Origin of the sequence: Clostridium luticellarii (genome assembly GCF_002995845.1) — a bacterium.
GTDB lineage: Bacteria > Bacillota > Clostridia > Clostridiales > Clostridiaceae > Clostridium_B > Clostridium_B luticellarii.
In genome coordinates, this window is the sequence record NZ_PVXP01000081.1 from 1 (window position 1) to 12,480 (window position 12,480).

General features: G+C 30.8%; 10 protein-coding genes, 4 tRNA genes, 1 rRNA gene and 1 other annotated feature. Of the genes, 13 read left to right on the top strand and 2 right to left on the bottom strand.

What is annotated here, in order from left to right; translation table 11 throughout:
* Positions 1 to 491 precede the first annotated feature (491 nt).
* The 12 genes from rrf to CLLU_RS16295 all read left to right on the top strand — a co-directional run bounded on the left by rrf (position 492) and on the right by CLLU_RS16295 (position 10,327).
* Positions 492 to 608: ribosomal RNA gene (gene rrf / locus CLLU_RS16240) — 5S ribosomal RNA — on the top strand.
* An 8-nt stretch (positions 609 to 616) separates the two neighbouring features.
* Positions 617 to 693 (top strand) — tRNA-Ile (locus CLLU_RS16245).
* A gap of 3 nt (positions 694 to 696) precedes the next feature.
* Positions 697 to 772 (top strand) — tRNA-Ala (locus CLLU_RS16250).
* Positions 773 to 874: 102 nt separating this feature from the next.
* A complete protein-coding gene (locus CLLU_RS16255) occupies positions 875 to 1,375 on the top strand; it encodes an HD domain-containing protein (protein WP_106010822.1) in 501 nt (166 codons plus the stop codon).
* A gap of 126 nt (positions 1,376 to 1,501) precedes the next feature.
* Positions 1,502 to 2,017: a transcription repressor NadR gene (locus CLLU_RS16260; protein ID WP_106010823.1), complete on the top strand. Its 516-nt coding sequence runs from the start codon at positions 1,502 to 1,504 to the stop codon at positions 2,015 to 2,017.
* Positions 2,018 to 2,138: 121 nt separating this feature from the next.
* Positions 2,139 to 4,838, top strand: coding sequence for a UPF0182 family protein (locus tag CLLU_RS16265; protein WP_242977711.1), 2,700 nt, complete (start codon positions 2,139 to 2,141; stop codon positions 4,836 to 4,838).
* A gap of 53 nt (positions 4,839 to 4,891) precedes the next feature.
* Positions 4,892 to 6,283, top strand: coding sequence for an NAD(P)/FAD-dependent oxidoreductase (locus CLLU_RS16270; RefSeq protein WP_106010824.1), 1,392 nt, complete (start codon positions 4,892 to 4,894; stop codon positions 6,281 to 6,283).
* Between the two features lie 18 nt (positions 6,284 to 6,301).
* A complete protein-coding gene (locus CLLU_RS16275) occupies positions 6,302 to 6,667 on the top strand; it encodes a DUF1667 domain-containing protein (RefSeq protein ID WP_106010825.1) in 366 nt (121 codons plus the stop codon).
* Between the two features lie 115 nt (positions 6,668 to 6,782).
* Positions 6,783 to 6,979, top strand: a binding site (T-box leader).
* A gap of 61 nt (positions 6,980 to 7,040) precedes the next feature.
* The gene (gene serS, locus CLLU_RS16280) at positions 7,041 to 8,321 is read left to right on the top strand and encodes a serine--tRNA ligase (RefSeq protein WP_106010826.1); all 1,281 of its coding nucleotides are present in this window, start codon (positions 7,041 to 7,043) and stop codon (positions 8,319 to 8,321) included.
* A gap of 228 nt (positions 8,322 to 8,549) precedes the next feature.
* Positions 8,550 to 9,947 (top strand): APC family permease, encoded by a 1,398-nt coding sequence (locus tag CLLU_RS16285; RefSeq protein WP_106010827.1) that lies wholly within the window; start codon positions 8,550 to 8,552, stop codon positions 9,945 to 9,947.
* Between the two features lie 177 nt (positions 9,948 to 10,124).
* A tRNA-Ser gene (locus CLLU_RS16290) sits at positions 10,125 to 10,215 on the top strand.
* 21 nt (positions 10,216 to 10,236) lie between these two features.
* Positions 10,237 to 10,327: transfer RNA gene (locus CLLU_RS16295), tRNA-Ser, on the top strand.
* Between the two features lie 196 nt (positions 10,328 to 10,523).
* On the opposite strand, the gene CLLU_RS16300 is transcribed toward CLLU_RS16295, so the two are convergent.
* The gene (locus CLLU_RS16300; protein WP_106010828.1) at positions 10,524 to 11,429 is read right to left on the bottom strand and encodes a DNRLRE domain-containing protein; all 906 of its coding nucleotides are present in this window, start codon (positions 11,427 to 11,429) and stop codon (positions 10,524 to 10,526) included.
* Between the two features lie 74 nt (positions 11,430 to 11,503).
* Complete coding sequence (locus CLLU_RS16305) at positions 11,504 to 11,803, bottom strand: hypothetical protein (RefSeq protein ID WP_106010829.1); 300 nt, start codon at positions 11,801 to 11,803, stop codon at positions 11,504 to 11,506.
* 466 nt (positions 11,804 to 12,269) lie between these two features.
* Between CLLU_RS16305 and CLLU_RS16310 the strand changes: the two genes are divergently transcribed.
* The coding region (locus CLLU_RS16310) for a hypothetical protein (protein WP_146127615.1) at positions 12,270 to 12,480 on the top strand (211 nt) is incomplete at its 3' end.

The following is a 12,480-nucleotide window of genomic DNA, read 5'->3' on the forward strand; positions in this document are numbered from 1 at the left end:
AGCAGGGCAACCTGTTAAGCTGACTGATACTAATAGGTCGAGGGCTTGACCAAGAATAAAGTCGGGAACGACATATAGAGACATACAGATAAAAATATTTACTGTGCAATTTTGAGAGGACATTGTTTTTTGAAAACTTATATTTATGTGGTAGAAACTTTCAAAAAGTTTTTTTAAGAAGTATTGACAAGTAACAAGAAGGACAGTATAATATTAAATTGTGATGGGAAAATTTTTGACGAAATTTATTTAAATGAAATTAGTAGTTGTTGATTTACGTAAGTAAGCATCATAACGAAAGGCTTGACACAGAAATGCAAAGTTAGCAGCAATTTTCGATAATAATAAGGTAATATGATAAATAAATTGATAGTAACGAGTACAGCAGGGAAAAGGCCGAAAGAGGAGTGGAATTTACTTATGTAATTGAGCACCGCAGTGAGGCATTTGACGTAGCTGGACGAAGTTAATAGCAATTTATGATAGAAGCATCTGGTAGTAATAACGTGAAGGTAACACCCCTTACCATTTCGAACAGGAAGGTTAAGCTTCACAGTGCCCAGGGTACTGCAGGGGAAGCCCTGTGGGAGAGTAGGTCGCTGCCGGGTAAATATATGGATCTTTAGCTCAGTTGGTTAGAGCAACCGGCTCATAACCGGTTGGTCCGGGGTTCGAGTCCCTGAAGATCCACCATACGGGGGTATAGCTCAGCTGGGAGAGCATCTGCCTTGCACGCAGAGGGTCAAGAGTTCGAATCTCTTTATCTCCACCACATAGAAAGTAAAAGAACTACATTATTTTATGTAGTTCTTTTGCTGTTTAAAATATTATACAAATGTATTTTTATATATTATAGATTGAAAGGTGATAATAAGTGTTATTTTATAGAGTAAAACAATTTTATTGGGCACTTATATCTAAAATTGATAAGGATGATAGTAATTTTATAAGGCATGTTTTAAATGCAGATGAATTAGAATTGTTTAATAAATTGTCTATACAAGAACAAAAACATTCTGTGAGAGTGGCTTATAATGTACAGTATATTTGTAAAAATAAATATACTGAAATAAATATGAATTTAATGTTAAAGGGTGCACTTTTACATGACATAGGTAAAATATATACTAGTTTAAATGTAGTGGATAAATCTCTTTTGGTACTGGGAGATAAATTTTCTAAAGGTAGATTAAAAAATTTTTCTAAAAATAGAAAAATAAATGCATATTATAATCATGCTGAATTTGGGAAATATTTATTAGAAAAAATAGAAAATGATAGTAAGTTACTTTATTTAATAGAAAACCATCATAATGAGGCTATAACTGATGATCTAGAACTTAATATACTTAAGCATTGTGATGAAAATAATTAAGGAGAGAAGATTAGTTATATTTTGGGAAGTTTCTTTTATGGGTCTATAAAGTTATTCCAGTTTTTATGATATAATAGTAATGTAACCGTAATTTATCACTTTGAAAATATGTTATTGGAGGTTAATATGAATTCGAGAGATAGAAGGTTGAGTATTAAAGAAATTCTTGAAAAAAGTAATAAACCTCAAAAAGGTCATGTTTTGGCTGAAAAATTAGGTGTTACCAGGCAGGTAATAGTTAAAGATATAGCAATTTTAAGAGCTGAGGGCAAGAGTATAATTGCTACTCCAGATGGTTATTTAATTCCAAAGGTGGAAGAGAAATCAGTTAGAAAAGTGATTGCTGTTTCGCATAAAACGGATGAAATGGAAGAAGAGCTTAAGACCATAGTAAAATTTGGAGGAAAAATAGAAGATGTTATAGTAGAACACCCTGTGTATGGTGAAATAAAGGGAATGCTTATGATAAAAAATTTGTATGATGTAGATAATTTTTTATATAATATAAATAAATATAAAGCTGAACCTTTACTGATATTAACAGGAGGTGTGCATTTACATACAATAGTAGCAGACAATTACGATATATTGGAAAATATAATAAATGCATTGAAAGAAAAGGGTTATATAATTTCTGAGTAAATCATAATTTTTAAAGTCAGTATATATTTAAGTAGATAATTGAATTTAAGTTTTTTATTGGTAGTTGTGCTTAAAAATTATCTATATTTATAAAGAGGTGATTAGAGTGAAAAAAGGAAAAATGGCAGTAGGTACTTTAATTTTAATTTTGGTTTTGTGTATTCTATTTTTCAATAAAATCGTTAACTTTGTGATAAATGTAGAATGGTTTAAAGAAGTAGGATATCTATCCGTCTATTTTACAAAGATTGTGGCCATGTGTAAGCTCATAGTGCCTTTATTTATAATAAGTTTTGTGGGAATATGGTTGTATTATAAAAGTATTCGAATAAGTATTATAAAATATAGAAAAGTTGTTGAGGTAAATTCCAATAAAGATAAAATTGAAAAAAAGATAATTTTAATTGCTGATTTAATTGTTTCTTTTGTTGTAGCTTATATATTTTCATCGACCTACTGGTATAGAATTTTACAGTTCACAAATTCGGTGCCATTTAATGTGAAAGATCCAATTTTAAATTTAGATGTTTCATTTTATGTATTTAAGCTGCCGCTTATACAATCTCTATACAGTACGTTTTTAAGTTTAATAATCTTTTTAGCATTAGTAACATTGTTTACATATTTTTTGTTGAATATAAAAGATAGATTTGTTTCAAGGAGCTTTAAAAAGGGTTTTGGGAAAATAGATATTTTAAATAGCGATATTACAAGATTTGCTGGAAAACAATTGGCAGTTTTAGCTGCTCTCATAATGATTTTTGTATCAGTGGGCTATATTTTGAAATGTATTGGACTTGTATATAGTCAAAATGGTGTAGCATTTGGAGCAAGTTATACTGATGTTCATGTAAGCTTATTATTTTATAAAATTATTGCGGTTGCGTCTATCATAGCTGCTATAGTTATATTTATAAGTATAATTAGAGCCGAATTTAAATATATTATAATTTCAATAGTTGTAATAGCGGTTCTGATTGTAACAAAAAGTGTGTCCTATTTTGTAGTTCAGAATTTTATTGTAAAATCCAATCAGAAAACTTTAGAACAGCCATATATAAAATATAATATAGATTATACGCGTAAGGCATATAATATTGATAATGTGGCTACTACTTCTTTTCAGGTGAAAAATGATTTGACTACAGAAGATGTAACAAATAATATGGATACTATAGATAATATAAGAGTTAATTCCTTTGATCCTACTCTTGAATTTTACAATCAGGTTCAGATTATAAGATATTATTATCAATTCAATAATATTGATGTGGATAGATATTATATAGATGGAAAATTCAATCAAGTATTTATAGGAGCAAGGGAAATAAATAGTAAAGCAATAGATCCTAATACATGGCAGAACAGGCATCTTGTATATACTCATGGTTATGGTGTAGTAATGAATAAAGTAAATTCTGTAACTTCAGAAGGACAGCCTAATTTTGTTATAAAGGATATGCCTCCTCAAAATTCTACAGATATAAAATTGGTTAATCCAAGAATATATTTTGGAGAGAAAACGGACAATTATGCAGTTGTGAATACTAAGTTGGATGAGTTTGATTATCCAAAAGGAAGTGACAATGCAACTAATAATTACAACGGCACTGCTGGAATAAAGCTGGGAATACTTAATAGGATTTTGTTTGCAATAAATCAAAAGGATATAAATTTCCTTTTATCTAGAGATATAACTAAGGAAAGTAAGATATTAATAAATAGAAATATAAAAGATAGGGTTAATAGGATTGCACCTTTTTTAAATTATGAGTCTGATCCATATGTAATTATGAGTGGTGGTAAGTTATATTGGATATTAGATGGCTATACATTTTCAAATGAATATCCTTTTTCACAACCGCAAAACGATTTAAATTATATAAGAAATTCCGTAAAAGTTGTTATGGATGCTGAAAATGGAAATGTCAATTTTTATATTATGGATAAAAATGATCCTATAATCAAAAGCTATGCAAAAATATTTCCCGGGCTATTTAAAGATATAAGTAAGTTGTCACCAGACATAATTCAACATTTTAAATATCCGAAGGACTTGTTTAATATTCAGTGTAATACACTCGGAAAGTATCATGTAACAAATCCGGGAGTATTTTATAGCGGTGAAGATTTATGGGAGGTAGCTGCAAATCAGAAGGAAGTTAGTGGAGAAAAAAATTTAATTGAATCACCTTATGTGGTCATGAAACCTGCAGGTGCTTCAAAGGAAGAAATGATATTATTACAGTATTTCAATATGAGAGATAAAGATAATATGGTTGCTTTATTTGGAGCTAGGATGGATGGAAATAATTACGGAAAACTTATTCTTTATAAATTTCCACCTGAAAAAACTGTGTATAGCCCTTATCTGTTTAAACAAAAATTAAATCAGGATACAACTATATCTCAGCAATTGTCTCTTTGGAATAAAAATGGATCAACAGTTCAATTTGGTGATACAATGATAGTTCCTATAAAAAATTCTCTGTTATACGTAGAACCTATGTATTTAAGAGCCAACGGGAAAGATAGTATACCGGAAATGAAAAGAGTTATAGTATCTTATGGAGATAAGATGGTATTAGCTCAAAGTATAGATGATGCTTTAAACCAGATATTTAATTATAATCAGGATTCTAGTGGTGAGAGCACTGATAATTCTCAAAAACAAACAGCACCTTCTGCTAATAGTGATCAGATTGAAAAAGCAAAAACTTTATATGAAAATGCATTGAATTCGCAGAAAAATGGTGATTGGGCAAAATATGGAGAGTATATTAAAGAACTTGGTAAAGTAATAGATTCTTTAGGTAAATAGAATATTTTAACTATATAAGGATTTGTTTATTTGCTTTGAAAGGAAGATTTGACATGGATTATGATGTGATTATATTGGGCGGAGGGATAGTAGGATGTGCAGTTTCTTATGAGCTTTCTAAATATAATTTAAATATAGCTTTGATTGAAAAAGACTATGATATAGCTGATGATGTGGCTTTTATAAATTCTTCTGTAGTTTATGATGGATTGGAATGTGAAGACACCTTACTGGCTAAATTGGAACTTATGGGCAATAAACTCATGCCTGAATTGGCATCTAAGTTTGATATTGGTTTTAAAAAAAAAGGATATTTGCTGGTGGCAAACAGTGAAAAAAGTGAAAAAAAGTTGATTGGTGTATATGACAGAGCTTTGAAAAGGGGAATAGAAAACATATATTTATTGGATGCTCCTGATATACATGAAGTAGAGCCGAATTTAAGCAAAAATGCAAGGAAAGCTATATATTCTAAGAATACCGGAATCATATCTCCCTATGATCTAGCAATTTCATATGGTGAAATTGCATTTGATAATGGAGTTAATTTCAAATTAGGAGAAGAGGTACTTGATATAAAAAATATATCAAAAGGATTTAAGGTTGTAACAAATAAAAATAAATTTACTTGTAATATGGTACTGAACACAACTCCTGCAGAAAATTATAGTATTGATAGTAAAAATAAGATAAACAGAGATAGAAAGTACATGAAATATTTTCTTTTAGGGGAGAATACTAAGAGGGATTATAAGAATATAGTTTCCATGATGGAAGAAAATAATGAAAAAATATATACTATGCCTACTATAAAAAATGGATTGCTTATAGGTATAGGGAATCACAAAAAAGTAAGTTATGAAAAAGCTTTCCAGAGAATCAAGTGTTTTATGAAAGATATATCTGAAGAGGATGTTGAAGAATTTTATGAGTCTTTATTTTATAATGATTCCTTAATTATAGACGATAGTTTGGTTGATAAAGGTTATATTAAAGTAATTGGAAAGCACTATGGTCAAATTACAGCGGCTTCCGTAATTGCAACTATAGTCTGTGAAACTATAGTTAATAATTTAAATTGTATTTTAAAAAAAGATTTTGTAGACAGACGAAGAGAATTTTATAGATTTAGGGATTTATCCAATGAGAGCAGAAAAAAAATAATAAAGTTAAATAAAAATTATGGCAGGATAATATGTTATTGTGAAAAGGTAACAGAAGGAGAAATAATAGATGCTATACGTAGGCCATTAGGTGCCCGTACTATAGAAGGTATAAAGAGAAGAACAGGTGCTGGCTTCGGAAATTGCAATGGTTCACAGTGTATTTGCAGTATTGCATCCATTCTTTCCAGGGAAATAAATAAGGATATGACATATATAGTAAAAGATTCTAAGAACTCTAACATTGTTAAAGGCAGAATAAAAGAGTTTGATGAAATGTAGTTATGGGGGAATTACAAGTTGATTAGGGAGATTATTTGTAATGAATGCAGTAAAAAATGCATACTTAGTATGGACAAATATGAAAATATTTTAGAAGTTAAAGGCAATTTATGTGATAGAGGAATAGAATGTGCAAAATTGGCAATAAGTAATAAGAGTGATATATTTACTACTATCGTGAGAATAAAAGGTTCTAATTGTAATGTGGTTCCCGTAAAAAGTTCAAAACCTCTGGATAAAAATTTATGGATAGAATGTTCTAAGGTTTTAAGTAGAATACATGTAGGGGCTCCTGTAAAAATGGGGAATATTATATGTAAGAATATTTTAAATACAGGAGTGGATATAGTCTGTACCAAAAATATTGATGAAAACACCAGGTAGATTTTGAGTTTTGCTTTATTATTTTTAAAATATTAGTTATAATTAATATGTTTTTGATATTATATATAGATTAATTTATTGACAGTGAAGAAGCATGTGGATATAATTGAATTGAAATTAGCTGATGAAGAGGTAAGTAGCTTTATGATGATTTAAGAGAATCAGCGGCTGGTGAAAGCTGATATTATTATATTGTGAATCCACCTGGGAGGCACTGTTAGATGCAGTTCGGTGATACCGTTATAATCTTAAAGAGAATCAATATATTATTGATTAATTAGGGTGGCAACACGGAGTCTTTTCGTCCCTTTGGGATATAAAAAGGCTCTTTTTTATATATAATTACATAATATCACTAAGGAGGATTATAATTATGTTGGATTTAAAAAGGATAAGAAACAATCCAGAGGATATAAAAAAACAACTTGTAAATAGAGGAGAAGATTTTGACTTGTCGGATATTGACAAGGTAGTAGCTTTGGATCAAAAAAGAAGGGAAATTCTAGTTGAAGTTGAGTCGTTAAAAAATAAAAGAAATCAGGATTCATCTGAAATAGCTAAGATAAAAAGAAATGGTGGAAATGCGGATGCTTTAGTATCTGAGATGAAAGAAGTTTCGGATAAGATAAAGGGATATGATGTTCAATTATCAGAGGTCAATGATAAAATGGAATATATAATGCTTAGAATTCCTAATATACCAAATCCAGCGGTTCCGGAAGGAAAGACGGATGAGGACAATGTGGAGATCAGAAGATGGTCAGAACCTACTAAGTTTAACTTTAAACCAAAAGCTCATTGGGATATAGGTACAGATTTGAATATACTTGATTTTGAAAGAGGTGGGAAGGTATCAGGATCAAGGTTTACGTTTTATAGAGGATTGGGAGCAAGGCTTGAAAGGGCTGTAATAACGTATTATCTTGATTTTCATACAGAGAAACATGGATATGAAGAAATTTTTCCTCCTTATATGGTAAATAGAACCAGTATGACAGGTACAGGTCAACTTCCTAAATTTGAAGAAGATGCTTTCAGGATAGCTAATAATGATTTTTTCTTAATTCCAACTGCGGAAGTTCCAGTAACCAACTTTTATAGAAATGAAGTTTTAAGGGGAGAAGATCTTCCAATAAAACACGTTGCATACAGTGCTTGTTTTAGAGCGGAAGCTGGTTCAGCAGGAAGAGATACGAGAGGCATCATAAGGCAACATCAATTTAATAAAGTTGAAATGGTCAAATTCACAAAACCAGAACAATCTTATGAAGAGCTTGAAAAGCTGACTAATGATGCGGAAGATGTGCTTAAAGGTCTTAAGCTTCCCTATAGGGTAGTTAGAATATGTAAGGGTGATTTGGGATTTACGGCAGCACTTAAATATGATATAGAAGTTTGGATGCCAAGTTATAATAGATATGTTGAAATATCTAGCTGTAGTAATTTTGAGGATTTCCAGGCCAGACGTGCAAACATCAAATATAAGGAAACACCAAAAGATAAGCCGCAATATGTTCACACATTAAATGGCTCGGGAGTAGCAGTTGGAAGGACAGTTGCAGCTATTTTGGAGAACTACCAGCAAGCAGACGGAAGTGTAATAATTCCTGAATTGTTGAGGCCATATATGGGTGGAAAAGAAATTATAAAATAAAGGTAATAATTGTTTAATAGGCAGTAACTTTTTATAGATAGAAGTTACTGCTTTTTCTATTTAATTTTTGAATTTTGACAGATATAAAAAAATATTATTTTAATAAATCTCTAATTATAGTATAATAGTACAATGTTTTTAAAATAAATAGATATAGTAAAATTATTGAAATATATACAATATTTATAATGAATTTTGTTATTAAAATTGAGGAGATTGATGTATACTATGGATTTATTTAGGAAAAAAAGCTTGAATGATTTTGAAAATGCAGTTTCTAAAACCAATCTTAAAAAGGGATTGAGTTCTTTTGATATAGCCTCTATGGGAATTGGATCTGTAGTTGGTACTGGTATATTTGTTGCAACTGGACAAGGCTCCCAGATGGCAGGGTCGGCAATAACAATATCTTATATAATAGCAGCAATAACAGCTATATTATGTGCTCTTACTTATGCAGAACTTGCTACTATGTTTCCAATTTCAGGCAGTACTTATTCCTATTGTTATATAGCCTTTGGAGAAATTATAGCTTGGATTATAGCTTGGAATTTAATACTTGAATATCTTGTGGTAGCAGCTACTATTGCTACAGGATGGTCATCTACTTTTGTGGGAGTTTTATCTACATATGGTATACATATACCTGAAATGATTACAAAATCTCCATTGTCTGGTGGCATAGTAGATCTACCTGCTGTTTTGGTCGTAGTACTTATAACATGGATTTTATATATTGGAGTGTCGGAGAGTGCAAAGGTAAATAATATCATAGTAGCAGTAAAGATAGCTGTAATAGTTATATTTATATTAGTTGGGTTGGGTCATATAAACGTGACTAATTATCACCCTTTTGCTCCTTTTGGGTTCAAAGGAATAATGTCAGCAGCATCAATTATATTTTTTGCGTTTATTGGATTTGATGCAGTTTCTACTGCAGCTGAAGAAACTGTTAATCCTAAAAGGGACATTCCGCTTGGATTAGGTATCTGCATGATCATAATTGTCATATTGTATATAGGTGTTTCACTGGTTCTTACAGGAATAGTACCCTATAAATTAATAGATGTAAATAATGCACTTCCAGCTTCTCTAGCACTCATTGGAATAAATTGGGGTTCTGCTTTAGTGGCTGTAGGGGCTATTGTGGGAATGATTTCAACTCTACTAGTAACAATATATGGCCAGGTCAGAATATTTATGAGCATGTCTAGGGATGGTTTATTGCCTGAACGTTTTGCTGCAATATCCAACACTCACAGTACACCGGCATGGTGTACTTTAATAACAGGGGCTGCAACGGCTGTCATAGGAGGTTTTTTGCCGCTTTCAGTGCTTATTGAGCTTTGTAATATAGGGACTTTATCTGCTTTTTTAGCTGTATCTATAGGAGTTATAGTTTTGAGAAGAACCATGCCTGATATTGAGAGAAAGTTTAAATGTCCGGGAGTCCCATTTACACCAATACTGACTATATTTTTCTGCCTATATCTTATGATAAATTTACCTGTTATTACCTGGGTTAGGTTTTTTATATGGACGGTGGCTGGAATCTCTATTTATTTGCTTTATGGGACAAAACACAGTACATTGAATAAACCCTCATTGAAGGATAAAGATATTTAAATTATTATAAAAATGAGTTAAATTGGAAAAACATTGAGCTCTGTAAAGTAAATTTCTACTGTTATAAGTTGACAATAAATTTTAAACTTTGGGTTGACAGTGAATATATATCGTGATATAGTATATGAGTAACCGCGAGGAATGAAGAAATTATTTAAATTTAAGATGATCTTATGCGGAAAGATGGTCGAGTTGGTTTAAGGCACCGGTCTTGAAAACCGGCGTACGGGTGACCGTACCAAGGGTTCGAATCCCTTTCTTTCCGCCACATATTGATATTGTAGGACATGGAGAAATACTCAAGTGGCTGAAGAGGCGCCCCTGCTAAGGGCGTAGGTCGGGTGACCGGCGCGAGGGTTCAAATCCCTCTTTCTCCGCCATAGATTTTATTAAGAGATATTAAGCTTCATGAATGGCGTAGAATCAAGGCTTTAGAGAAATAACTTATCATTAAGAGTTATTAAGAATTGCTACAATTGTAGTACTAACTGTAGTAAAAATTGTAGTAAAATAAATGTAGTCAATCAAGGAAGTTATCCAGTAAACTGGTTGCTTCTTTTTTATTTATTTTTATAATTAATTTATGTTTTGATCTTGTGTTTTGTCGAAAGTGCTGGCCATACCTCTATAAGCACCGTAAACATTGGCACTTGTTACTGAATCATCTATATTAAGTGCAGGTACCACAGGAATTAAATATGTCTTATTAATATTTAGTGGCTTATCGGTTGAATTGGTATATTCATCTGAAACATAATATTTGTCAATGGCTCCATTATTTCTTGTTATAACTAATTCTATCATTACTACAAATATGGAATGTTGTTCTATTGTTCCAGTTGCTATGATTTCAGTTAGACTAGGATTTGAAGGAACTGGAGAAATAACAGGATTGCAGCTATTAGCTATTTGTACTGATAAATGAAAATCATGATTGTAATGTGATTTTTTATTTTTAGTGTGTATGGCGGTATCATTATGTTTATAAGTTATGATTATAAAGGGAACTATCTGTTGCTTTTTTGCTAGTGCCGAGCCAAAACTTGCTATAGAATTGTTCCATAGATTAGAAATTATTATACCCTTGTTTGATGAAGCATTTTTACTCCATGAAGAAACTATATGGGTTATATCTATAGTAACTGTTGATTTTGATGTCAGTGGATAAAATTTAGTTCCGCTAAATTTATCCACTGATGGAATTCTAAAATAAGTAGTATATATGCTAAAATGGTCGTATATTGGATATATTATAAATTCAACACTTTTATCATTATGAAAACCATCACACTTAAATAGTGTTAATTTAGCATTGTCTACTATAATATTATTTGGTAATGAGGAAATATTGAAATAAAGTAAACTATGATACTCAAACTCATTATCATATCCTACGATTATTTTATAGTCCTGAATGTTTCCATTTGGGATTTTATCAGTTAATGTGAGACTTTTACTTGCTGGAATCGTAAGTGTATCCAAAAATATCACCTCCAATCTAAAATGATATAATAGATGACCAATAACATTTTCATGCTTTGGTCATCTTTATTATATTATGACTGAACTATTTGGGCTTTTAATGCCCCATAACTTGTTAATGTTACAGTTTCACCTGTTTCTAATTTTGGAACAATTGCAAGGTTAAGAGTATCATTAACATCTAATGGGGTTGTACCTGCTGAATTGTCATAAATAGTAGCAATAGAAAAATACTCATGACTGGAGTCAGCCCTAAGGACATCTAATTGAACTGCTTCAACGAAGCTACTTCCTGCGGGTACAGTCCCAGTTACTGTAACTAATTGTCCAGAAGCAGTTTGTGGTGTATCGAAATCTACTGGTAATGCAGCCATATATTATTCACTTCCTTTGTTTTTTATTTAGTATAGATATAAACTTTTGTCTAATAAATATAGTATTTGGAATTTGTGAAATTGTTACTGATAGGCTCAACAACAGAATGTATGGGCGTGTATGCTGTAAATGTAATAATCCTCATATCTTAAGTAAGGCATCTGGTTTTTAACTGAGTACCTTACTTAAGAATTTAGAAATAGTTAATGAATATGAAATTAAAACGTAATAAGTACGGCGTATAATTATAAGTGTTCTAAAGAAAATAAAAAGTATTAATTACATTAGTGCTTGTGGTTGCAGAGCACTGTAAACTTAAATGTGGCCACTATAAGGTTTTTTTATAAAATTTAATTTCCTACTTAATATGGTGTAAAATAGGCATCTGCTATTTAGATGCTTATTTTGCGTGGGAAAAAGGAATTTATTTACTTATGTAGAATAAAATACATGAGGTGATTTTATGTGAGTAGTTTATATTATGAAGAATTTAAGAAATATGAAGAAGGTAAAAATTCTATGGACAATAGGAAAAAATATGAATTATTGCAATTTATGAAAAAAATTTTAGATGAAAATGATATAGAGGAATTTTTCTGCAGGCAATTTGAAGAAGATAATCCTGAATTTTTTGTACTATATAAAAAGAATCTACTAAAATTTGATTATACTGAAT